19 protein-coding genes are annotated in these 22,960 nt (G+C 67.2%); 8 read left to right on the top strand and 11 right to left on the bottom strand.

The window, feature by feature from the left end; genetic code table 11:
- Nucleotides 1-12: 12 nt before the first annotated feature.
- From ACWGCN_RS16300 to galE, 3 genes are read left to right on the top strand one after another with little or no spacing between them, the layout of a single operon-like run.
- Entirely contained in the window at nucleotides 13-1,326 is a 1,314-nt protein-coding gene (locus ACWGCN_RS16300) for a phosphomethylpyrimidine synthase ThiC (RefSeq protein ID WP_452457351.1), read from the top strand.
- A gap of 3 nt (nucleotides 1,327-1,329) precedes the next feature.
- The gene (locus tag ACWGCN_RS16295; protein WP_452457352.1) at nucleotides 1,330-2,394 is read left to right on the top strand and encodes a hypothetical protein; all 1,065 of its coding nucleotides are present in this window, start codon (nucleotides 1,330-1,332) and stop codon (nucleotides 2,392-2,394) included.
- On the top strand, nucleotides 2,391-3,368 hold the full coding sequence (galE, locus tag ACWGCN_RS16290) for a UDP-glucose 4-epimerase GalE (RefSeq protein ID WP_452457353.1): 978 nt from the start codon (nucleotides 2,391-2,393) through the stop codon (nucleotides 3,366-3,368). Before ACWGCN_RS16295 ends, galE begins: the two co-directional genes overlap by 4 nt.
- A gap of 274 nt (nucleotides 3,369-3,642) precedes the next feature.
- Here galE and ACWGCN_RS16285 read toward each other — a convergent pair whose 3' ends face one another.
- From ACWGCN_RS16285 to ACWGCN_RS16265, 5 genes are all read right to left on the bottom strand, one after another.
- Complete coding sequence (locus ACWGCN_RS16285; RefSeq protein ID WP_452457354.1) at nucleotides 3,643-4,923, bottom strand: dihydrolipoamide acetyltransferase family protein; 1,281 nt, start codon at nucleotides 4,921-4,923, stop codon at nucleotides 3,643-3,645.
- 26 nt (nucleotides 4,924-4,949) lie between these two features.
- Nucleotides 4,950-5,933: an alpha-ketoacid dehydrogenase subunit beta gene (locus tag ACWGCN_RS16280; RefSeq protein WP_452457355.1), complete on the bottom strand. Its 984-nt coding sequence runs from the start codon at nucleotides 5,931-5,933 to the stop codon at nucleotides 4,950-4,952.
- Nucleotides 5,934-5,953: 20 nt separating this feature from the next.
- Nucleotides 5,954-7,051 (bottom strand): pyruvate dehydrogenase (acetyl-transferring) E1 component subunit alpha, encoded by a 1,098-nt coding sequence (gene pdhA / locus ACWGCN_RS16275; protein WP_452457356.1) that lies wholly within the window; start codon nucleotides 7,049-7,051, stop codon nucleotides 5,954-5,956.
- A 10-nt stretch (nucleotides 7,052-7,061) separates the two neighbouring features.
- Nucleotides 7,062-8,510 carry a dihydrolipoyl dehydrogenase gene (gene lpdA / locus ACWGCN_RS16270; RefSeq protein ID WP_452457357.1) on the bottom strand — a complete coding sequence of 483 codons (1,449 nt, stop codon included), beginning with the start codon at nucleotides 8,508-8,510 and terminating at the stop codon, nucleotides 7,062-7,064.
- A gap of 162 nt (nucleotides 8,511-8,672) precedes the next feature.
- The gene (locus ACWGCN_RS16265) at nucleotides 8,673-9,872 is read right to left on the bottom strand and encodes a PucR family transcriptional regulator (RefSeq protein WP_378989709.1); all 1,200 of its coding nucleotides are present in this window, start codon (nucleotides 9,870-9,872) and stop codon (nucleotides 8,673-8,675) included.
- Nucleotides 9,873-10,021: 149 nt separating this feature from the next.
- Between ACWGCN_RS16265 and ACWGCN_RS16260 the strand changes: the two genes are divergently transcribed.
- Together ACWGCN_RS16260 and ACWGCN_RS16255 are read left to right on the top strand one after the other, a co-directional pair.
- Entirely contained in the window at nucleotides 10,022-11,305 is a 1,284-nt protein-coding gene (locus tag ACWGCN_RS16260; protein ID WP_378989708.1) for a class I SAM-dependent methyltransferase, read from the top strand.
- Nucleotides 11,306-11,412: 107 nt separating this feature from the next.
- A complete protein-coding gene (locus tag ACWGCN_RS16255; protein WP_452457358.1) occupies nucleotides 11,413-12,900 on the top strand; it encodes an SDR family oxidoreductase in 1,488 nt (495 codons plus the stop codon).
- Nucleotides 12,901-12,903: 3 nt separating this feature from the next.
- On the opposite strand, the gene ACWGCN_RS16250 is transcribed toward ACWGCN_RS16255, so the two are convergent.
- The 3 genes from ACWGCN_RS16250 to ACWGCN_RS16240 are packed head-to-tail and all read right to left on the bottom strand — an operon-like array spanning nucleotide 12,904 to nucleotide 16,550.
- Nucleotides 12,904-13,866 (bottom strand): phytoene/squalene synthase family protein, encoded by a 963-nt coding sequence (locus ACWGCN_RS16250; protein WP_387446902.1) that lies wholly within the window; start codon nucleotides 13,864-13,866, stop codon nucleotides 12,904-12,906.
- Nucleotides 13,863-15,389, bottom strand: coding sequence for a phytoene desaturase family protein (gene crtI / locus ACWGCN_RS16245; RefSeq protein ID WP_378989705.1), 1,527 nt, complete (start codon nucleotides 15,387-15,389; stop codon nucleotides 13,863-13,865). Before crtI ends, ACWGCN_RS16250 begins: the two co-directional genes overlap by 4 nt.
- Before the next feature lie 33 nt (nucleotides 15,390-15,422).
- Nucleotides 15,423-16,550 (bottom strand): polyprenyl synthetase family protein, encoded by a 1,128-nt coding sequence (locus tag ACWGCN_RS16240; RefSeq protein ID WP_452457359.1) that lies wholly within the window; start codon nucleotides 16,548-16,550, stop codon nucleotides 15,423-15,425.
- 214 nt (nucleotides 16,551-16,764) lie between these two features.
- Between ACWGCN_RS16240 and ACWGCN_RS16235 the strand changes: the two genes are divergently transcribed.
- Nucleotides 16,765-19,080, top strand: coding sequence for a protein kinase domain-containing protein (locus ACWGCN_RS16235; RefSeq protein ID WP_452457360.1), 2,316 nt, complete (start codon nucleotides 16,765-16,767; stop codon nucleotides 19,078-19,080).
- 185 nt (nucleotides 19,081-19,265) lie between these two features.
- Here ACWGCN_RS16235 and ACWGCN_RS16230 read toward each other — a convergent pair whose 3' ends face one another.
- Complete coding sequence (locus tag ACWGCN_RS16230) at nucleotides 19,266-19,898, bottom strand: NAD(P)-dependent oxidoreductase (protein WP_387446897.1); 633 nt, start codon at nucleotides 19,896-19,898, stop codon at nucleotides 19,266-19,268.
- 138 nt (nucleotides 19,899-20,036) lie between these two features.
- Here ACWGCN_RS16230 and ACWGCN_RS16225 point away from each other — a divergent pair, with 138 nt between their 5' ends.
- Together ACWGCN_RS16225 and ACWGCN_RS16220 are read left to right on the top strand one after the other, a co-directional pair.
- Nucleotides 20,037-20,675 carry a TetR/AcrR family transcriptional regulator gene (locus ACWGCN_RS16225; RefSeq protein WP_452457361.1) on the top strand — a complete coding sequence of 213 codons (639 nt, stop codon included), beginning with the start codon at nucleotides 20,037-20,039 and terminating at the stop codon, nucleotides 20,673-20,675.
- Between the two features lie 187 nt (nucleotides 20,676-20,862).
- Nucleotides 20,863-21,789: an SMP-30/gluconolactonase/LRE family protein gene (locus ACWGCN_RS16220; RefSeq protein WP_452457362.1), complete on the top strand. Its 927-nt coding sequence runs from the start codon at nucleotides 20,863-20,865 to the stop codon at nucleotides 21,787-21,789.
- Here ACWGCN_RS16220 and ACWGCN_RS16215 read toward each other — a convergent pair whose 3' ends face one another.
- Nucleotides 21,790-22,002: a hypothetical protein gene (locus ACWGCN_RS16215; RefSeq protein WP_378989698.1), complete on the bottom strand. Its 213-nt coding sequence runs from the start codon at nucleotides 22,000-22,002 to the stop codon at nucleotides 21,790-21,792.
- 145 nt (nucleotides 22,003-22,147) lie between these two features.
- Nucleotides 22,148-22,900: a serine aminopeptidase domain-containing protein gene (locus ACWGCN_RS16210; RefSeq protein WP_452457363.1), complete on the bottom strand. Its 753-nt coding sequence runs from the start codon at nucleotides 22,898-22,900 to the stop codon at nucleotides 22,148-22,150.
- Nucleotides 22,901-22,960: the final 60 nt, after the last annotated feature.

Here is a 22,960-nt window from a genome sequence, read left to right as displayed (position 1 = left end):
AGGTGTACCACCATGCTCGATCTCGACTACTCGACTGATCCACAGTTCCTCGAAACCTGCGCGCGCGAAGGAATCGCAGTCACCGAGGCCGCGACCGCCATCACGGGCGGCACTCTGGTGTTCTTGCGTTCCAACGATTCTCGCCATCACAAGGACTTTGTCCCGATCTTCGTCGGTGCGGGTACTCGGCGAAAAGTGACGGCGCTGATCGGGTTGGGGCCCAAGGACACCAATCGCGACGCGATCGTCGACAGCATGTCGGTGATCCTGGCCGCCAAACCCGATGCGGTGATCGACCTGACCACCAACCCCGAGGGCATCGCGCTGCGCCGCGAGCTGAAGGAAGTGGTGGGAATCCCGTTGGGCTGCTGCCTCACCTATGACCTGTTCGCCCAGCCCCGCAAGAAGCTCGGTCGTGCCGAATTCTTGGAACGTTTCGAACTCGGCCTGGACTCCGGTGTCGACTTCGCGTTGATCCACGCCGGGATCAACCCGGAGCTGGCGCGAATGAGTGAGCAGTCGACACGGATCATGCCCACCACCTCCCGCGGTGGCGGACTGATCGCGCGCTACATGCGCATGCACAACACCGAATCGCCGCTGCACGAGTACTTCGACGGCATCCTCGAGATCTGCCGACGCCGCGGCGTGGTGCTCGACCTCGGCGACATTTTCCGCCCCGGCGCCACAGCTGATGCCGGTGACGACCTGAAATGGCGCGAGATCGAGTTGCTGGCCACGCTGCGCCGCCTAGCCCTCGACGCCGGCGTTCAAGTCCTGTGCGAAACCGGCGGCCACATCCCGCTGCACCGCATCCACGAAATCATCCCCGCCTACAAGAAGGCCCTCGGTGGCGCGCCATTGTGGCTGGCAGGCCCGATGGTCATCGACAACGCTGTCACCCTCGACTCGATCGTCAACACCATCGGCGTGGCCACCGCCGGGCAGCACGGCGGAGACATGTTCGCCTCCATCACCCAGGTCGAGCACTACCTGATGCCCACCGGTTCCGATACCGCCGAAGCCGTACGCAACGTCAAAGTCGCTATCACCGCGCTCGAACTGGGTCGCGGCAACACCGACGAAGTACGGCGCCAGCGTGCCATCTCCGTCGCTCGGCGCGCGAACAACTGGGAGGTGCAAGCCACCCACGCGCTCTACCCACGGCTGGCCGATAACGCATTCATCAACGCCGGATTGAAAACTGGTGCACCGTGCACGATCTGCGGATCGCTGTGCCCACACCTGACAGCCAAGAAGGCCAACGAGGAAATTCCCGTCCCCGCCGGTACCGCTCCGTTGTCGATCACTCCTGTGGAGAGCTGAGCAATGACCACGACAGCTCCTCAGCCCATCGGCACCACAGCATCCTTGGCCGCCACGATCTCCAGGCGTCTCCCCGACACAGCGGAGCTGACGACGGTCGCAGCCCGCGTGGCCGACGACCTGCTCGCCCTCGGCGAACACGTGCCCGACACCGACTGGCTCATCCTGGGTGGATCGATGGCCCGCGGCGAACCGAGCTGGATTCGCTATCACCACGACCAGCGCCAACTCATCAGTGACCTCGACCTGCTCTATGTCTCCTCTGGTGAGACACCGACAGCGCTCATTTCCCAATTGCGCACGACCGCTGAAAGGCGCTTCCCCACCGTGGATTTGATGACGCTGCCGCTGCGCGACTACCGCACCGTCACAACGTCACTGGGCTACGACTTCAAGAACCTCGGCGTCCCACTGACCCCGCACGGCCTGCCCGAGCACAATCCCGTGCGACTCGACGACCGCGACGCCTACGAGATCCTGCTGTACTACATCCAGGCCTACTACTGGTATCGACTCAACTACCGGTGGCAGACCGGCCTGGACTCCACCCAATTCCACCTGCTCGTGAACCGACTGTGCATGAAAGTGCTTCGCGCGACGGCAATGCTGGAACGCGGCGCCTACGCCCACCACGACTTCGCCCGCATGGCCCCACACCTCGCCGAACAGATGCGCACCGAGCTGGCATGGCGGACCGATCCACGGCAGCCTCCGCTGGACCCGTCCCGATTCTGGGTCTACGTGCACGACGCTTTCCACCGCTTCGACTTCGCCTTCGGCGGCCCACGACCAGACGCGGTGCGACTGAGCAAATACGCCACCACCAGCAGCGGGCAGATCATCGCCCGCCACCAGAAGCGAGTCAGCGAACTGGCCCGGGAAGTCGCCGGCACGTGGGTCTCGAACCCTCGTCTGGACAGGATCGGTACCGTGGAACGCGCAACCTGGTCACGAGTCACCGGCTGGGCAGGAACGCAGCAACAGCCCGGCCCCGCCTCCTACTTCGCCAAGCACCGACGCGAAATCCACGACCACCTCCTCGCCATGAAAGTGCAGGTCGCTGCATGAAGATCCTCGTCACCGGCGGCGCCGGCTACATCGGCGCCACCGTGACCCGGCTCCTCCTCGACGCCGGGCACCAAGTCGATGTCGTCGACGACCTCTCCCGCAACGACGACCGGCAGATCCCCGCCGAAGCGCGGTTCCACCGACTACGCGTACACGACATCGCCGCCGTCCTCACCCCCGACGCCGGATTCGACGCAGTGCTGCACTTCGCCGGACTCATCGCAGCAGGCGAATCGATGAACCACCCAGAATGGCACTGGGACAACAACACCCGCGCCTCGCTCGCACTCCTCGACGTCATCCGCGACGCCGGGATACCGCGCCTGGTGTTCTCCTCCACCGCCGCGGTCTACGGCGAGCCCGACACAGTTCCGATCACCGAGAACGCCCCCACGAACCCGGTCAACACCTACGGCGACACCAAACTCGCAGTCGACCGAGCTATCGCTTCGATCGCCCGCGCGAGCAAACTCGGTGCCGTCAGCCTGCGCTACTTCAACGTCGCGGGCGCGCATACCTGCGCTGACGGTTCGATGATCGGCGAACGCCACACTCCTGAAACCCATCTCATTCCCTTGGCGCTGAAAGCCGCCGCTGGCCTTCGCGACAAGTTCGATCTCTTCGGCGACGACTACCCGACTCCTGACGGAACCTGCATCCGCGACTACATCCACGTCACCGACCTCGCGCAGGCGCATCTACTGGCGCTTGATTCCATTGGCTCCGGCGAGCACCGAATTTACAACCTGGGCAATGGAATCGGGTTCTCCAACCAACAAGTCCTCGACGCCGTTCGGCGCGTCACAGCCGCTCAGTTCGAAGTCGAGACAGCACCACGCCGACCTGGTGATCCTGCGGTTCTATACGCCTCCGCTGAACTAGCAAAACGTGAGCTCGGATGGTCGCCGACGAACCCCGACATCGTCGACATCGTCGGTGACGCTTGGAAATTCCACCAGACTGTCGCTAGGTAATTGGTCACCGAGGCGCGCCGCGGTCGGCATCGGTCGTTGAGCCCAGGCGCCAACACCTACAGTTCCCTTGTGGAACCGGTCTCGGTAAACCGGTCAGGAACGGGCGCGTCGACGATATCGACAACCCAGTAGTGGTCAGGATCCGGGTCGTCAGGCCCGTCGTCATCGACTAACGGCACATAGTATGGCGTGCCAGTACGGCTCGCGTGCGACTCATCCAGCGCCGACAGTCGGCCTCCTCAGATGCACCATCCGCAGAGGCCGAGTGTCCTTGTTACGTCACGATCCGTAGCGGGTTTTCGATGAGCTCCTTCAGGGTTGCCAGGAATTGGGCTGCGACCGCGCCGTCGATGGCCCGGTGGTCTGCGGACATGGTGACGCGAAGGATCTTGCGGGCGACCACTTCGCCGTTGTCGAGGCGGAGTTCGTCGGCCGCCGCTCCCACGGCGAGGATCGCGGATTCGGGCGAGTTGATCACCGCGGTGAATTGTTCGATGCCGAACATGCCGAGGTTGGAGATGGTGAAGGTGCCGCCTGACATGTCCTCGGCGCGAAGCTTGCGATCGCGGGCGCGGGTTGCCTTGTCGCGACTCTCGGTCGCGATCTCGGAGACGCTCTTGCGGTCGGCGTCACGGATGACCGGGACGAGGAGTCCGACCGGGGTCGCTACCGCGACGCCGATGTGGATTCCGTTGTGGCGCAACAGCTTGTCGCCCGCAAAACTGACATTGACCGAGGGATCCTTCCGCAGGGCGACTGCGACCGCTTTGACGAGCAGGTCGTTCACACTGACCTTGCTGTCGCCCGCCGCGTCCAGGGTCGCGTTGATCCGTGCGCGGAAAGCGAACAGCTCGGTCACGTCGATCGCGCTGGTCAGGTAGAAGTGCGGTGCCTGCTGCTTGCTCTCGGTGAGCCGGATCGCCGAGACGCGCTGAATGTTGGTCAGCGCGACCTCCTCGAACTCCCCCGACGCCGGAACAGGCTGCACAGCAACCACATTCTCCTCACGCGAGGGCGTCACGATGTCAGTGGCCGCCGCAGTGCTGTGGGCCGCCTCCACGTCTCGTTTCGTGACCCGCCCACCGGGACCGGTGCCCACGACGGAGTCCATATCGACCTGCAACTCGCGGGCGATCTTGCGAGCGAGCGGCGAGGATTTCACCACGCCGGCCCTCGGCGAGACCGAGACGGTGTCGGTGTCGGTGTCGGTGTGCGAAGCGCGCTGTGGCTCAGCGTCGCGGGCCGATGAGCCGGTATCGGGTGACACGGCGCCGGACTGCGTCACCGCAGCAGCGGCACCGGAATCCGCCGTCGAGGTGGTGCCGTCGCCGACGATCGCGATCGGCTCACCGATCGCGACCCGAACGCCCGGCTCGGCGAGGATCTTCTCGAGCACTCCGTCGTCGTAGGCTTCGAGTTCCATCAGCGCTTTGTCGGTTTCGATCTCGGCGACGATCTCGCCGCGGGTGATCTGGTCGCCGACCTGCTTGAGCCAGGCGGAGACGACGCCGTCCTCCATGGTGTCGGAGAGCCGGGGCATGACGATTTCGGGCATGATCTTGTCCGTCCTGTTCCTGGTTCTCAGCGCCGCCGGCCGACAGCGGCCAGGGTTTCCGTCACGGCGGTATAGAGCGATTCCGCGGACGGCAAGGCGAGCTTCTCCAGCGGCTTGGCATACGGCAGCGGGACCTCGGCCATCGCGACACGGCGGACCGGCGCGTCGAGATAGTCGAAGGCACCGTCGGAGATGGAGGCCGCGATTTCCGCGCCGATGCCGTAGGTGAGCCAGTCGTCCTCGCCGATCACCGCGCACCCGGTCTTGCGGACCGAGGCCACGATGGTGTCGCGATCGAGCGGACGCAAGCTGCGCAGGTCGATCACCTCCACCGAAATTCCCTCGCCGGCAAGACGTTGCGCGACCTCGGTCGCGACGGTGGCCATCCGGGAGTAGCCGATCAGCGTGATGTCGGTACCCTCCCGGGTGACCGCCGCCTTGCCGATCTGGACAGGCGCAAGATCCTCGGGCACTTCGCCTTTGGTGTTATAGAGCGACAGATTCTCCAGGAACAACACTGGATCGTCGTCGGCGATCGCGGCCTTGAGCAGCGCCCGCGCATCAGCGGGAGTACTGGGCGCCACGACCTTCAGACCGGGCACGAAGGCGTAGTACAACTCGATGTTCTGCGAATGCGTCGCCCCGAGTTGCTGGCCGCCGCCACCGGGAGTCCGGATCACCATGGGCACATTGGTCTGCCCGCCGAACATGCCGTAGATCTTCGCGGCGTGGTTGACGATCTGGTCCAGCGCCAGCAGCGAGAAGTTGATCGTCATGATCTCCACGACCGGGCGCAATCCGAGCATCGCGGCGCCGATCGCCGCACCGACGAAACCTTCCTCGGCGATGGGGGTGTCGCGTACTCGCTTCTCGCCGAACTCTTCGAGCAGACCGGCGGTGATCTTGTAGGAGCCTTCGAAGACGCCGATCTCCTCCCCGATCAGAAAAACGTCGTCATCGCGTCGCATCTCTTCACGCAGGGTCTCGCGCAGCGCTTCGCGATAGGTCATGACAGGCACAGTGGGAGTCCTCAGTGGGTGAAGAGCGGATCGGCGGGCAGACGGCGGGAATCGCCCGGCACCGGGGTGGCGTAGGTGTAGTCGAACAGGCTCGACGGCTCCGGATGCGGGCTCGCGTCGGCGAATTCGACGGCGGCGGCGACACCGTCGGCCACCTCGCGGTCGAGATCGGCCAGCGACGCTTCGGTGAGCACACCGGCGGCGAGCAAACGCCGCTGCCACAACACGATCGGATCGTGTTCACGCACCGTGGCAACGGTTTCGGTGCTGCGGTACTTGGCCGGGTCGACCACCGAGTGACCCTTGAGCCGGTAGCTCACCGCTTCGAGCAGCGCGGGTTTGCCTTCCCGGCGGGCACCTTCGATGAGTTCGCTCGCCAGGTCGCGCACGGCCAGCACATCGGTGCCGTCCACTCGTTCGCCGCGCATGCGATAGGCGGCGGCGCGCTTCCACAGATCCGGTTCGGCCGAGGACTTCTCGACCGTGGTACCCATGCCGGTCTGGTTGTTGATCACCAGGAACACCACCGGCAGCCGCCACAGCGCCGCGATATTGAGCGACTCGTGGAAGGCGCCGATATTGGTGGTGCCCTCCCCCATCTGGCACACCACGACGTCGTCTCCGTCGTTGTAGTCGATAGCCAGCGCCGCGCCGATTGCCAGGGGAACCTGCCCGCCCACGATGGCATAGCCGCCCAGCAGCCGGGTCGCGGTGTCGTACATGTGCATCGAGCCACCCCACCCCTTGGAGGTGCCGGTGGAGCGGCCGTAGAGCTCGGCCATCACGCGACCCGGTTCGATGCCCTTGGCCAGTGCGTATCCGTGTTCGCGATAGTTGGTGAACAGGTAGTCGGTGGGGCGCATCGCCGCGCCCAGGCCGACGACCGTGGCTTCCTCGCCGAGGTTGAGATGGCAGTAGCCGCCGATCTTGGCCTGCTGGTAGCTCTGCGCGGTGCGCTCCTCGAAGCGCCGGATGAACAGCATGTCGCGGTAGAGACCACGCAGGGTCTCGGGATTCTCGGCCGCGACAGCGGAGTCGACATCCGAAGCGGGCGCGGTGGTTTCGGCCGGCTTGCGGGCGGGCTTGCTCCGCGCGGTGGTCGTGGTCATGTCGAGCTCCTCAACGCTTGCGTGGCGCGATGTGTACCGGCAGTCCGAGTCCGGCCATGGCCGCCTCCATGCCGATTTCGCCGAGTGTGGGGTGGGCGTGGATGGTGTCGGCCAACTCGTCGAGCGTGGCTTCCAGCGAGATCGCCAGCGCGCCCTCGGCGATCAGGTCGCTGGCGGACGGGCCGATGATGTGCACGCCGAGCACTTCCTGATGCGCTTGCCCCGCCACGATTTTGATGAACCCCTCGGTCTCGCCGAAGGTCTTGGCCCGGCCCAGTGCCGCGAACGGGAATTTGGCGGTGATCACTTCGTGGCCCGCCGCGCGAGCGGCCTCCTCTGTGAGACCGACGCTCGCGATCTCCGGGTGGGTGAACGTCGCTGCCGGGATGACCGTGTAGTCGATGTGGGTGTCGTGCCCGGCGATCACCTCGGCCGCGGTGATGCCCTGGTGGGAGGCGACATGGGCGAGCAGGGCCCGGCCGGTCACGTCGCCGATGGCGTAGACGTGCTCTACCCCGGTTCGAAGCCGGTCGTCGACCTCGATGAAACCGCGCGCGTCCGTGGCGATTCCGGCCACATCGAGACCGAGTTCGGCGGTGTTGGGGCGTCGCCCGACGCCGACGAGGACGACATCGGCGTCGAGTTCCTGTGCCGCTGGGCCGCCGACCGATACCCGCAGCGCGTCGCCCTCGGTGATCGCCGTGACGGTGGCGCCGGTGAGAACGGTGATGCCACGCTTACGGAACGAGCGGCCGAGTGCGTCGCCGATCTCCTTGTCCTCCAACGGAACCAGGCGGTCCTGCATCTCCACGACCGTGACCTGGCTGCCGAACGTGGCGAACAGACTGGCCCATTCCGCGCCGACCGCGCTGCCGCCGATGACCACCAACCGTCGCGGTACCTCGGTCAGCCCGAACGCGCCGTCGGAGGTGACGACGCCGGGCAATCCCGCGCCCGGGATCGGTAGCCGCGCGGGCACCGAACCGGTCGCGACGATCACATCGCGCGCGTTCACCCGGCGAATCGCCGTTCCGGCGGGCGCGGCGTAGCGGGGGCCGCCGTCGAAGATCGGTGAGGCGCCGACTTCGTGGACCTCCACGACAGTCGGTTCGACGAACCGGGCATGACCCTCGATGACCGTGACACCGTTGGCCTTCAGCAAGCCGGCTACACCGTCGGTCAGTTCTTTGACGATGGAGTCCTTGCGCTGGCGCACCGCGCCGAAGTCGTAGCGCACATTGTCGGCGAGAACGCCGAATTCCGCTGCGGTGGTGAGAGTCTGGAAGACCTCCGCCGAGCGGAGCATCGCCTTGGTGGGAATGCAACCCCAGTTCAGGCACACGCCGCCGGGGCGTTCCTTCTCCACCACGCAGACCTTCAGGCCGCGTTGCGCGGCACGGATGGCGGCCACGTATCCGCCCGGCCCACCACCGATCACCAATAGATCGAATTCCAGCACTCGTGGTGCTCCTCAGCTCGAACGATCAACCCATCCACGGTCGTGGCTTGGATCATCCGTCGAGTCTCACGGTCCACAAATGCACAAACAACCAACCGACAGCCCAGAATTCGGGCCCCAAAAATGGGCGCTGCGCCCAATCGGTCACGGTTGCGGGATGGCTCAGCCGGGTGGGTTCACGCCCATCTCCAGCGCGGCCAAGGCGAGGGAGAGTTCCAGGTAGGACCGCTGTCCTTCCAGTCGCCGACCCAGCAGGGCGGAGATTCGCTGGAGCCGGTTGATCACGGTGTTGCGATGGCAGTGCAGTCGCGGCGCGGCATTCGCCGCCGAGCAGTTCTCTTCGAGCCAGATCGCCAGGGTGCGCAACAGGATCTCGCGCTCTTTGGCCGGCAGTTCCAGCACCGGGCCGAGGGTGCGCGCGACCATGAGCGCGGTCAGGTCGGGAGAGCGCAGCAACAACGCTTCGGGGTAGCGCTGCTCCAACGACACCAGACCCCGTGCTGTCGCGGGCAGGGTCTCCAAGCCGAGCATCGCCAGCGCGTGGCCCGTCTCGATCTGCGCCAATCCCTGCACCACCGGTGACGCCGCTGCCCTGCCCCGGATCCGGCTTCCCACCTGGTCCAGCACAGCGGAACCGTCTCGCTGCTCGAGCGAGACCAGCCCCACCATGGTCTCGACGCGGTCGTGCCAGACCGACCGAATGCCCATGGCCGCCAACGCGGTCTCGGTGCCGAACTCCACGTGCGGACGATCACCGCGCACCGCGACCACCAGATACCCACCGTGGGCGGGCAAGTTCAGCTCGCGCGCCGCCCGCGCGGCGAAAGTCGCGTCGCGTGCGCTGCCCGCCAGCAGGTCCTCGATCACGCCGTGCCGTCGCCGCTCGTCGCGACGAACCTGCTCCAGTTCGGTGCTGCGATAGGAGGTGACCAGCGACGACGACATGCCGTCGATGGCCGACCAGGTCGCCACTCCGATCTTGCGGACCTCACCGGGCGGGAGTTCGCCGGCCTTGTCGAGCAGCGCCTCCCACACGATCTGACCGCCGAGCCGGAACGTCCGCAACATGACCTCCAGGGGCACGCCCTGCGCGGCCCGATTGCGGCCGATGGCGGCGGCGACATCGTCGCGATCCGGGCCCGTCACGTCACCGGCGACCAGATCGAGCACCCTGGTCAGATAGCGGCAGCACGCATGGTGCAGGTCCTCCCGGCTCACCGGCGAGTAGTCGGTCCACTCCGGGATATCGGTGAAGATCGCGGCGATCAACTGCCTGGTCAGCGCGGGAATCTCGGTTCGGCACGCGGCCACCAGCTCCCTCGTACCCACCGAGGGAAGGGTGTGCTTGGATCTCGCGGCCATATCGCTAGACGCTACGCCCGCTCCCGGCTCGCCCGGAACGAGCCGATCACCGCATCCCCGAACCGACCGACTCCGCAGTCCCGCCGCCTCTGGCACAGACAGCCGCGTCGTTGCCGCAGTGGCAGCGGCAGGCGGGCCATAGTGGTCGGATGGGTAACCAGTCCACGATCGCTACCGCGTTCCAACCCCTGCTGCGAGCCACGCTGGGCCCCCGCCCCGCGGTGGGGTTCGAGTTCTGGGACGGCAGCACGATCCATCCCGACGGGGAAAGTCCCGGCACGATGCGCGTGCGCTCCGAGGACGCGCTACGTCACCTGGTCTGGGCGCCGGGTGAGCTCGGCTTGGCGCGTGCTTTCGTCTCCGGCGCGGTGGATCTCGACGGCGATATCTTCACGATGCTGCGAGCACTCCAGTCGACCGCGCCGAACGATGCCCGCCTCGGTCTCGGGGCGACATGGCAGGCCATCGGCGCGGCGCGCCAGCTCGGGGCGCTCGGTCGCCGCCTGGAACCGCCGCCGGAGGAAGCCCGTCCGCAGCGCGGACCCCTGCACACCAAGCGGCGCGATGCGGCGGCGATCAGTCATCACTACGACGTCAGCAACGACTTCTACCGGCTGGTGCTCGGACCGAGCATGACCTACTCCTGCGCGCGGTTCGTGCCGGACGACGACGGCTCGCTCGAGGCCGCCCAGCGAGCCAAGCACGACTTGATCTGCCGCAAATTGGGCCTGGCCGAGCAGTCGGGTATGCGCCTGCTCGACGTGGGATGCGGCTGGGGGTCCATGGCGATCCACGCGGCGTCGACCTACGGCGCGCAGGTCGTCGGCGTCACCATCAGCAGCGCCCAGGTCGAGCTCGCCCGCAAACGCGTCGCCGAGGCGGGGTTGTCGGACAGTGTCGAGATCAGGCTTGCCGACTATCGGGACCTGCGCGGCGAGCAGTTCGACGCCATCTCCTCGATCGGCATGTTCGAACACGTCGGCTCCGGGCGCGCCGCCGAATACTTCGACACTCTGCGCGCACTGCTGCACCCGCGCGGACGGCTGCTCAACCACGCCATCTCCTCGCCGGGCGGATCCGTCATGCGCAATCGTTCCTTCATCGGGCGCTACGTCTTCCCGGACGGCGAACTCGTCGATGTGGGCGAGGTCGTGCTCGCCATGCAACGCGCCGGATTCGAGGTCCGTGACGTCGAAGCCCTGCGCGAGCACTACGAACGTACCCTCCGCCAATGGGTCGCGAATCTGGAAAACGAGTGGGAACAGGCGGTTTCGCTCGTCGGCGATGGGCGAGCCCGAATCTGGCGGCTGTACATGGCCGCCTCCGCGCTGGGCTTCGAGGACGGCGGACTCGGGATTCACCAGGTCCTCGGCGTGGTGCCCGAAGCGACAGGCAAGGCCGAGATGCCCGCGACACGACGCGACTGGGGATAGTCCGCGCGGGTCAGCGCACGGCAACAGCTCGCACAACGATCACCATCCCGATATGATGAATCATTTATGCATCGAACAATGCCGATGACGAGCACAGGGAACGGGTGATGAGCATGCGGTGTGTGGTGTTCGGCGCGACCGGCTACATCGGTGGACGTCTGGTCCCAGAGCTGATCCAGGCCGGCCATCAGGTGCGAGTGGTGGCCCGCACCCCGGAGAAGTTGGCCGAGGTTCCGTGGCGGGATCAGGTCGAGATCGTCCGTGGCGATGTCACCGACGATGACGAGGTGCGCGCCGCCGTCGCCGACCAGGAGGTCGTCTACTACCTGGTGCACTCGTTGGCCCGGGTCGACTTCTCCGACATCGATCGCGAGGCTGCGCGGCTCGTCGCGGCCGCGTCGAACTCGGCCGGTGTCCGCCGCATCGTCTATCTCGGCGGCATCATCCCCGAGCACGCGACGCTGTCACGCCATCTCGCCTCCCGCGCCGAGGTCGGCGAAATTCTGCGCGAATCCGGCGTTCCCACAGCGGAACTGCGCGCCGCGGTGATCATCGGATCCGGTTCGGCCAGTTTCGAGATGCTGCGATACCTGTCCGAACGCCTGCCCGCGATGATCACCCCGCGATGGGTGCACAACCGGATCCAGCCCATCGCCGTTCGGGACGTCCTCTACTACCTGGTGCAGGCCGCGGAGTTGCCCGCCGACGTCAATCGCTCGTTCGATATCGGCGGGCCCGACGTCATGACCTACTTGACCATGATGCGCGAATACGCTGTGGTAGCCGGGCTCACTCGTCGTGTGGTGCTGCCGGTTCCGGTGCTCACGCCGTGGCTGTCGGCGCAGTGGGTCAACCTCGTGACCCCTGTGCCACGAGCGCTGGCCGTACCGCTCATCGAGTCGCTCGTGCACGAAGTCGTGTGCGGCGAGCACGATATCGCGACCCACATCCCGGATCCCGCCGAAGGTCTCACCCGCTACGCGCGAGCCGTGGAACTGGCGCTGACCCGTATTCGCCATGCCGACGTACCCACCCGCTGGTCCGATGCCAGCACATTCGGCGCACCCTCGGATCCGCTGCCCACCGACCCCGCGTGGTCGGGCGGCTCACTCTACGAGGACCTTCGTGAGCAGCACACCGACGCCGACCCCGAAACCGTGTGGGCGGTGATCGAAGCCATCGGCGGCGAGAACGGCTGGTACTCCTTCCCTCTCGCCTGGTCGCTGCGCGGCTGGATCGACCGTGTCACCGGCGGTGTCGGGTTACGCCGCGGCCGCAAGAACCCCCGCCACCTGCACTCGGGCGAAGCCTTGGACTGGTGGCGCGTCGAATACATCGACCGGCCCCATCTCCTGCGGCTGCGCGCCGAGATGCAGCTCCCGGGATTGGCGTGGCTCGAACTGGGTGTGGAACCGGACCCGACCGGCGGCTCCCGCTATCGGCAGCGGGCCATCTTCCAGCCGCACGGTCTTGCCGGGCACCTCTACTGGAAAGCGATCACGCCGTTTCACAACGCCGTGTTCGGCGGCATGGTCCGCAACATCACCGGCACCGCCGAACACAACCCCGCCGACGGCGCGGTGCCGTCCAGCTGACGATCAGCCTGCCGCGTTCGTCAGCGCGCGAGCGCGGCTGCCTCGCCGCGCCCACAGCGCACGAGCCAACGCCGAACCGGCAACGCGGGTGCGGCGCGCGTTGCCCACGGTGGCGCGCGCAGTGAACACCGCGAACTCGCTCTCCTCGATGCGGTCGAGAATTTCCGAGTACAGCACCGCCGCGGTGGCTACACAGGGTCGCGACACCGGGTGTAGTTGCGCTATTCCACTGTCGGCGTACCGATACCAGTCGCGCGCGATCGCGTGTTGCTCGGCCAGCGCTGACCGGACCTTCGCGTCGGTGCGTCGGCGAGAACGACACCACTGCAACCTGGTGCGGTCCACATCATGGGCAGCCAGCTCGTCGGCCGGTAGGTACACCCGGCCGCGGTCGAGATCCTCGGCGATATCGCGCAGGAAGTTGGTGAGCTGAAACGCTTTTCCCAGCGCAGCCGCGTAGGGGGCAGCATCGGCTCGTTCGCCGACGGTGCCGAGCACCGGCAGTACCTGCAAACCGATCACATCGGCCGAACCGCGCACATAGCGGTCGAGCGCGGCCCGGTCGGGGTAGTCGGTGACAGTCAGATCCATGCGCATCGAGTCGAGGAATTCGTCGAACAGGACGTGGTCGATCTCGTATCTGGCGACGGTATCGGCCAGCGCGGCGAAAATCGGGTCGTCGACCGGGGCACCGGAAAGGCTGTCGTGCAGGTCCCTCGTCACCGCGTCCAGCCGTTGCGCCGGAGTGCCCGCTGCATCGTCGGTCAGCGGTTCGTCGACGATGTCGTCGGCCCACCGGGCGAAGCCGTAGAGAGCGTGGATCGCCGGGCGCTGTGCGGGCGCGAGCAGCCGGGTGGCGAGGAAGAAGGTGCGGCCATGGCGCGCGTTGAGTTCCCGGCAGCGCTGGTACGCCTCGCGCAATCGAGCATCGCGGATACCGGCCGCGTCGAGTTCCGTGCGAATCATCGTCGATCGCCTCCGATCGAGGTCGAGGTCGAAGCCCGCGACGCGGACACCGTGCCGGTGACGCGGTCGGCGGCGAGGCGGCCCGACAACAGTGCCGTCGGTACGCCCACGCCGGGTACGGTGCCGCAGCCGGCCAGCACCGCATTGCTCACACCGCGCGGCAGGTTCGCGGGGCGGAAGGGACCGGTTTGAGCGAAGGTGTGCGCGAGCGAGAACGGGGTTCCGGCCAGCAGGCCCTGCCGCTGCCAGTCGGCGGGCGTGTCCAGATGCACGACCCGGGCGTCGCTGACGAAGCCCGGAACCAACCGGTTCTCGACTATCGCGGCCAGCTCCTCGCCGTAGGCGGTGGCACGGCGATCCCAGTCGAGGTCACCGCTGCGGTAGAGGTTGGGCACCGGGGCGAGAACAGTGAACAGGTCGCGGCCGGGTGGGGCCAGGGTGGGGTCGGTCGCGGTCGGGCGGGTCACCAGCAACGACGGGTCGGTCATCACTTTTCCGGCACCGATCAGTTCGTCGAAGGTCTGCTCCCACGCGGCGCCGAAGACGAGGTTGTGATGGGCGGTCGGCACCGATTCGGGGACACCGACGTGCATGACGACCGCGGACGGCGCCGGGCGCCAACTGCTCGGCCGACGCGGGACGCGGTCGAGCAGTTCGTAGGCGGTGGGAAGCTCGGTCGCCAGAACGACAGCGTCGCAAGGGATTCGGCGGCCACGCTCGGTGAGCACCGCGGTGATCCGGGATCCACGCCGCTCCAGATCGTTGACTGTCTCGCCGTAACAGAACGTCACACCGGCATCGACAGCGGCGGCGGCCAAGGCGTCGGGTAGTGCGCGCATGCCGCCGCGCGGAAAGGAGACCCCGCCCACGGTGTCCATGTAGGAAATCACCGCGTACAGCGCCAGTGCGCGTTGTGGCGAAACGCCCGCGTAGAGCGATTGGAAGGTGAAGACGCGGCGCAGCCGCTCATCGGTCAGGAACGATCCGATGGCCCTGTCGAGGCGCCGGAATCCGCCCAACGCGATCAACCGCGCGAACGCCGGCGTCAGCAGCCCGAGCGGAGAGTCGACATTCGCGGCGATGAACCGTTCGAATTCGACCTGGTACAGCTCGCTCAACCACGAACGCAGCCGGCGATATCCCTCGACCTCTGTCGGTCCGGCGAACGCCAGGACCGATTCCTCCATGGCCGAGGCGTCGCTGTGGACATCCAGCGCGGTGCCGTCGGCGAAGTGCGCGCGATAGGCCGGGGCGACGGGCAACAGCTCCAACCGGGACTCGAGACTGTCACCGACCGCGGCGAGGGTGTCGGCGACGATGTCGGGCATGGTGAGCACTGACGGTCCGGTGTCGAGCAGATAGCCGTCGACGTCGCGCCGTCCGGCCCGGCCACCGGGGACCGTATCGCGCTCCACCACCGTGACGCTGCGTCCGCGTCCTGCCAGGTGCAACGCGGCGGCCAGTCCTGCCAGACCGGCCCCGACGACGACCACCTCATCGGTTGTTCCCGATATCGTGCGCATTGCTTCCTTTCGGTGGGGCGGCGGGTTCGCCGGTCAGTGCGAGCGGTGCGTGCACAACAGCGCCATGCGCTGCAGCGCGTCGGCCACCGATGGTTCGAGGTCGGCGCTCTGGAGGAGCCGGCGTGCGTGCTCGACGCGCTCGCCGATCATCTGCTCGGCACGCCGGCGTGCGCCGCTGTCGATGATCACGGTCTGGGCGAGCGCTACGGCCTGCTCGTCGATGAACTCGGCCCGCCACAGATCTCGTAGCCGGGCGCGATCCGACGGCTCGGCGAGCTGATCGGCCAGCGCGATCACGGTGGTCGCCTTGCGTTCCCGGACATCGTCTCCGGTGGGTTTTCCGGTAGTCGACGGGTCGCCGAAAATGCCGAGAAGGTCGTCACGGAGCTGGAACGCTTCCCCGATCACGTCGCCGTATTCGCCGAGAACGCGCATCACCGTCTCGCCGCAGCCGGCCATCGCCGCACCCAATTCGAGTGGGCGCCGCACTGTGTAGTTGCCGGACTTGCGCCGCGCGATATCCATCACCTCGCCCACGCTCGGGAGCCGGTTCGCGTCGTTGGTCAGATCCGCGAGCTGACCTACCGCCAGTTCGCTGCGCATCGCGTCGTAGCGCGGCCATGCCCGATCCAGCGCGGCGGCAGGCAGGCCGCTCTCGCGCACCATGCGCTCAGCCCACACCAGGAACAGGTCGGCCATGAGGATCGCCGCGGACTCGCCGAATCGGGCCGGCGAGCCCGACAATCCCTGATCGCGGTGCCATGCGGCGAGCCGGAGGTGAGCGGACCGCTGTCCGCGCCGGACCGTCGACTCGTCCATCACGTCGTCTTGCACCAGCGCGAACGCGTGCAGGAGTTCCGCACCGGCGGCCGCACGCAGGGCGGCTTCGGATTCCCCTGCGCCGCCGCACAGCCAGCCGAGATAGACGAACACCGACCGTACGCACTTGCCGCCCGACGCGAAATCGATCATCAACCGGCCCGGGAACGAGAATCCCGCCGGGTCGAGTTCTGCCCGGCAACGCGCGCGGACGAACTCGTCGACATGACCGCGGACCGAGATCTGTGTGCGCGCGAGCCAGTCGGTGAACCGCGCGGCTCCGTCATCACCGGTTGCGGGTTCACAAGGTCGAAGCGCGATTGCTACTCGTTCGGCATCCACCCATCGATTGTGACACCGATCGAGCAAAAATGCATCGTTTGCGCATCGTTTGATCGTTCTGGCAGCGCTGTGACTGCGGCCGCACCAGAGAACACGCGTCATGGACCGACTCTCAACGCTGGACCGCGCTGCGCATTTCTTGGCCGGACCCCGGCTCGGGTTGCTCCGGCTCCGCGGGGAACTGTCGGTAACCTCGTCGCCGGAGGAGGGACTGATGTTGCGTCCAGGAGAGGTTTTCGCCGGGTATGTGATCGAACGGCTGCTCGGTGCCGGTGGGATGGGCGAGGTCTACGCGGCCAGGCATCCGCGGTTGCCGCGCTCGGACGCGGTGAAGGTGCTGGCGGCGGAGTTCGCGCTGGATCCGCAGTACCGGGTCCGGTTCGAGCGGGAGGCCGATCTCGCGGCGGGTTTGTCGCATCCGGCGATCGTGAAGGTCTATGACCGTGGCGAGTGCGACGGCCGATTGTGGATCGCGATGGAACTGGTCGAGGGTGTGGACCTGGCCCAGCGGCTGTCCACGATCGGGCCGTTCGCTACCGACGAGGTGGTCCGGATCGCGGAATCCGTTGCCGGAGCATTGGATCGCGCGAGCGCGCAAGGTTTGGTGCATCGGGATGTGAAACCGGCGAACATCCTGCTGAGCCGGACCGGCGATCTCCTCCTGACCGATTTCGGGATAGCGCGACAAGTCTCGGACACCTCGGATCTGACCGGCACGGGCGTCATGATCGGGACGCTGAACTACGCCTCGCCCGAGCAGCTGACCGGATTGCCACTGGACGGGCGAAGTGATCAATACTCACTGGCTTGCAGCGTCTTTCACCTGCTGACCGGCGGGCCACCGTTCGCGGATGCGAACCCCGCGGTGGTGGTCACCCGGCACGCCACGGCCGCGCCGCCGAGCGTGCGGACCGCGCGACCGGAGCTGAGTCCCGAGGTGGATCGGGTGCTCGCACGGGCGATGGCGAAACGGCCCGCCGACCGCTTCGAATCATCGTCGGACTTCGCGAACGCACTGGGTTCGGCGCTGGGGTTGTCCGGCAGTGGGTCGCGGGGCGCTGAGACGTCTCCTCCCGGCGGGCCACAGGCCGCCATCGCGACGGTGATCCGCGACAGCGACGCACCCGCTCGACCGAGACATGGCAGGTGGGTGGGGGCGGGCGCAGCCGCGATCGTCGTCGCGGTCGTGACGACGATCGTCGCGTGGTCGAGTGGTTCCGACGAGATGGGGCCGACCGATGCCGCCCGCGCGATGCCCCGCGTCTCGGTGACCGCGCAGAGTCCCGACCTTGCCGTCCAGCCCACCGCCGAGCGGTGGCGGCAGCCGGCGGTGCCGGGCTCCGAGTACCCGGTCGGCGGCTCGGACGACGTGGTGCTCTACGCCCGAACCGGGCGGACGAACTCTCTGGACATCCTCGACGCGGAGAACGGGACGGTGCTCCGTAGTGTCGATGTGGGCCGTGGGAGCATCGGCGCCTGCGTGTTCACGCCCTCGGGCCGCTACGCGGGATGCCGGGTGCGCCACGCCGAGTCGGCGGCGGGAACCGCGGACATCGACTCGGACTCGTACGCGACGACGATCATCGACATCGAGGCCGGGGCGGTCTCCGGCAGGCTCGGCGCCGCGACCGAAATCGTCGCGGCGGGAGAAACATTCGCGATCTTCGAGCCCGAACGCAAGGGCAGTTCCAGCGGTTCGGTGACCGTCGCGAACAGCGCGGGCACCGTGATCTGGCAGGCCGACGGCGTTCGCGCCGGTCTGGTGCGCGAAGCGAGTGTGCTGTCGCTGGAGAAGGATCCGGTCTCGGGTGATCCGTTCTCGACAGCGAGCTTCGAGCTACGAGCTGTCGAGAGCGGCAAGATCGTGTATCAGATGACGCCGAAGAACGCCGATTCCGCGACCGTCTGGGCGCCGGACTGGGCGGCATTTCCCGGCGGCTTCGCCGTCGGCCGGGACATGTACGCGCTCGACGGCACGAAACGGTCGAGCGTGGGTGCCGACTGGCGCGTCATCCCGAACGCCGTCTATTCCACTCAGGGCGACGACCCCTCGCCCAACGGCGGCGCCGAGCACTACGCGGAGCCCGCTACCGCGGCAGCTGTGCCGGTGCTGATGAACAAGCAGACCGGTGTCGTCGGCGCGTTCGATCCGGCGACCGGTTCCGCCCTCTGGTCGAGGGAGGTCCCCAAAGAGGCGAGCTACGGTCACCACCTGACCGTGGCGGGCATCGGCAGCAAGATTCTCGTTCGATGGGATACGACGGAAAAGTCCCGATTCGCCGATGCGACAAACGCCGTCGCCTATGCGTGGTTCGACGCGTACACCGCCGACGGCGGCGTCCTGCCGAGCGAGCAGATCCCCTGGGCGACAGACGGCACCCGAGTCGTGGCCGTTCCGCGAGGCGGTCAGGGAACGGTGACCGCGATTCCGGCCGGCGAGCACTCGAATCCGCTCTGGTCACTCGACTTCGGCAGTCCTCTTCGCTGTTTCGACGGCCGGGTGTACGTGGGCAATCGGCGGGTGGTGTGAGATCCGGCGGCCCGCGCACCTAAGCCTGCGCGCGGGTGCCGCGTCGACCGACACGGGCCTCACCCTCCCCTCCAGGGTGAGGACCGCATCGGGGCCGCTGATCGAGCGGCGCACCAGGCCCCGGATCTCCAACGGCCAGGGACGGAACAGCCGCGAGACTCGAGATCGGCCAGGATTGTGAGCTGTCAGTTGGAGACGCCGACTGCTGTGCGCAGGTGTTGGCGCTGCTCGATGATGTCGAGCATGAAGTCGGCGGCATCGCCGCAGGTGATGGAGTAGCCCGTCGCTCGCCCGCTCGGGTCGGCCTTGACGGTTCCCTTGTCTGCCACCGCCTTCAGAGCCGGGAGGCGAACGGCTGTCCAGGCCAGCGCACTGGCTGCGAGCTGGGCTTCCATCGCCACTTTGGCATCGAGAATGGGCGGCAGGCGGCGCGCGAACAGCGGCACCAGGACGCGGCGGAAAAGGAAGGCACCGGAACCGGGTAGTCCCATGTTGCTCGCGCACACGAGTCGTTCGACGCCGTGCGCGCGCATCTTCTCGATGATCACGCGTGTGGCGTCGGGGACGAGGTCATTGGGTTTGCCGTCGCCGAGCCCGCCGACCCCCAGGTACTGGATCACGGCGTCGGTGCCGTCCAGCGCGCGCTCGACCGCCGCCGGATCCAGCGCATCGCCGCGCACGACGCGAACGCCGTGGGGCGCTTTGTCGGCGCTTGTCGCGGAGCGCGCGAGGACTGTCACGTCGTGCCCGCGTTCGAGCGCTTTCGCGACAACAGCGCTGCCGCCCATACCGGTCGAACCGAAGACCACCAGTTTCATGTTCCGAGCCCCGCCTCTGTGTGGTCGTTCGAGATCGCGATCGCCCACTCGGACGACCCACCCTCACGACAGTAGTTACTGTTGTTTTAAACGACAGTAACTACTGTCGTAAGGTCGGTCAAGACGGAAGGCGGACACATGGTCAGAACGTGGGCGACAGACGATCCCAAGGCCGGGCTCATGGCGCGCAAGCGTGCCCAGATCGTCGCGGCCGCGCGCACGGCCTTCCTCGACGAGGGATACGCCGCGAGCTCGGTCAACAAGATCGCCGACGAGGCCGGCGTCTCGATCAAGACCCTCTACCGCCACTTCGAGACGAAAAACGAGCTCTTCACCGCCGTCATCGCGGGACTGTGCGCACCCGACAGCGACACCACCCGAGACCCCGCCTGGTACACCGATCCGCCCGAGGTCGGCTTGGTTCGCGCGGGCGAGGAGTACCTTCGCCATGCGCTCTCCGACGAGCAGCTCGCGCTCTACCGGGTGGTCGCTCACGACGCGGATCGTTTTCCCGAACTCGGGCGCATCTACCGGCGGGAAGTCCTCGGCCGTGGCGGCCTGATCTTCGCGTCCTATCTGGACCGGTGGCGTGAGCGGCAGGGCTGGCGAATCGCCGACAAGTACGAGGCGGCCGCGGTGTTCGGCGGACTGCTGAAGGCCAGGCTCTTCGACCAGGTGTTACTCGGCGGAGCGCAGCCCGACACCGACGAGATCACCCACCGAGCGCGCCACGCGGCCGACCAGTTGCTGACCATCCTCGAAGCGGGCGACCTCTGACGCTGCGGACGTGGCCCGCCGACCACAGCTCCGACTTCATCACCCCACCGAGGCTTTCGCCGACGTCCACGGCCGATCCGTTGTTTCGGTGCGAGTTCCACGACTGCCGCCCTAGGCTTGGCCCGATCTCGTCGACAACACCGCCTCCGACAACGGCAGAGCTGCCGGCCCGGACCCGAGGAACCCCATGCCCCTCTCCCCCATCATGTCTCGCGCGCTCGCCGCGATAGCGATCACCGCGACAGCCTCCACCCTTCCCGCCGCGCAGACCGCTTCCGCCGAACCGGTTTCGTGCGCGCAATGGACTCGGCACACCGTCGCGGCGGGGTACGGAATACTCGAGAACCTGGGGTTCGACGGTCGCGGAAATCTGCTGCTGGCAGAGCAATCCGCCACCGGATCGTCCGGCACCCTGCAACGCCTCGGCGCCGACGGCTCGCGATCTGTCGCGGTGAGCGACGTGGAGGGTCCCGGGTCGATCCTGACCGCCGGCGACACCGCGTATTTCACGACGGGCAACAGCGTCACCGCCGCCCTCACCGACCGCGCCGACGGGACGATTCAGGCCCTGCACCTCGACAGCGGCACCGTGCAGACGGTGGCCACCGGTCTGACGATGCCGAACGGGTTGGCGCAGTTGCCGAACGGCGACTTCGTCGTGAGCAGAGACATCGGCGCGGGCACCTTGACTCGGGTCACCTCTGACAACATCGCGACACCCTACGCGCCGTCACTGAGCTCCACCAACGGCCTCGCGTTCGACCCGCACCGCAATCGGCTCATCGTCTCGACGACGTTCAACCCCACATCGGTCATCGCCGCCGTCGACTACGCCGATCCCGACAGCCCACCACGCCAGGCCGTGATTCCCGGTGTCGGGCCACTGAACTCGGCCGACGATCTGACTGTCGGCCCGGACGGCAAGGCGTACGTGACCCTCAACGTGGCCGGCGCAGTTCAGCAGGTCGATGTGGACACCGGCCGGACCTGCGCGATCGCCGACGGTCTGCCGTTGTCGTCGTCGGCACGGTTCGGGTTCGGACCCGGCTGGGATCCGAACGCCCTGTACGTCACCAGTTTCCTCGGAACGGTCACCGAGCTCACGCCGCCCTGATCATCGGTTGAGGCAGACCATCCCGAGCAGCGGGCCGTACCGATTCTCGGCGCTGCCCACCATGACCAGCAGGCCCCCGACCGGGCTGCAGAGCACGTCCAGACTCGACGAGCCGGTGTCCGCCACCGGCTGCTGGGCGTGCGCGGAACCCGCGCCGACGGCGGACGCGAGCAGGAAGAGAGCGAGTGCGGACGACGCCGCGAGCTTGTTCATAGCTCCACCGTGCCGTGTGCCCTCGCGGCGCGCACGCCCCGAATTGCTGGGGCGCGCACCGAGAATCACACCGGGCCGCATCATCTGATCCCGTGCGAGTCACCCACTCGGACAACGGCCTTCGCGAATGCTCATGCGCCCCGGATCACTCCGTCACGCCGGCCACGCTCGAATGACTCGCTGTCGTCGACACCTGGTGCCACCACGTGGCGATCCGGTCGACCACCGGCCCTGGTGTCCGCACCCACTTGATGTGGTCGTTGGACGCACCAGCCGGTACGTCCGCGGTGCGGTAGTCCCATCGAGTGACCCTGCCCGGGGTGAACAGCCGGCGGGCGAAAGCCTCGATACCGCGTCGCGGTGCCAGTGCGTCGTCTTCGAGGGCGATCACCAGCGTCGGTGTATTGATTGTGTCCAGCGCAGGGAAGGGAGGCCGCCCGGTCAGGACCATGGCGGCCCACTCGCGCATTTGCGTGCGTGCTCCAGGTGCGCCGAAGGCGGGCTTGGGCAGATAACCGTAGACCGCCGTGATGACCGGCACGAGCGAAGCCATGATCGCCACGGGCAGGCCGAAATTCGGAAAATGCCGGTGGTATGGCAGGCTGCCACCGACGGTCACCATGCCATCGGCGCCGGGGTGGTTGAGCTCGTGGCCCGCGGCGAGTTGGGCGCCGAGGCTGTGTCCGAGGACGACGACCGGCCGGGCGGGGTCTTCCCTGCGGGCCTCGGCCACCGCGTACGCGATGGTGTCGATCTCGTCCCGGTAGGACCAGTTGTTGTGCCGCGATGCCTGCGGCGTGCCCTGTTCGAAGCCCCGCCGGGGCAGCGCCCGCGCGCTCCAGCCGAGGTCGGCGAATGCTGCGACGAGCGGGGCGTAGAAGCGCGAACCGATGGCCATGGCCGGCGCGATCAAGACGATCGGCGATATCGCCTTCGGCCCGATACCACCCGAATGCCG

It is taken from the genome of Nocardia sp. NPDC055050 (assembly GCF_053608345.1).
This window is presented reverse-complemented; position numbering and strand designations above follow the sequence as displayed.